The sequence below is a fragment of the Mesorhizobium sp. M8A.F.Ca.ET.181.01.1.1 genome (assembly GCF_004792025.1).
In the GTDB taxonomy this organism is placed as follows: domain Bacteria; phylum Pseudomonadota; class Alphaproteobacteria; order Rhizobiales; family Rhizobiaceae; genus Mesorhizobium.
Genome location: NZ_SRTV01000282.1, coordinates 1 through 291 on the forward strand (window position 1 = coordinate 1; position 291 = coordinate 291).

Annotated in this window: 1 pseudogene; it reads left to right on the forward strand. The window is 64.6% G+C overall.

Annotated elements, in window-relative coordinates:
- Positions 1 to 291: pseudogene (locus tag EN824_RS34605) on the forward strand (methyl-accepting chemotaxis protein); the annotation flags it as partial.

Below are 291 nucleotides of genomic sequence, written 5' to 3' on the forward strand. Positions count from 1 at the left end.
GCAGCCAATTGATTAGCGCTGCGACCGCGGAAATCGCAGCGGGCACACTAGATCTGTCGTCGCGCACGGAGGAGCAGGCCGCCTCGCTCGAACAAACCGCTGCAAGCATGACCGAACTGACCGGCACAGTACGGCAGAACGCGACCCGCGCGCAGCAGGCGCATACCATTGCCGGCGAGGCGTCTGCTGCGGCGAACGACGGCAACGGCGCGATCGGGCGCGTGAGCGACACGATGGCGCGCATCGAATCGAACGCGCGGAAAATCGCAGACATCACCGGCATTATCGAAG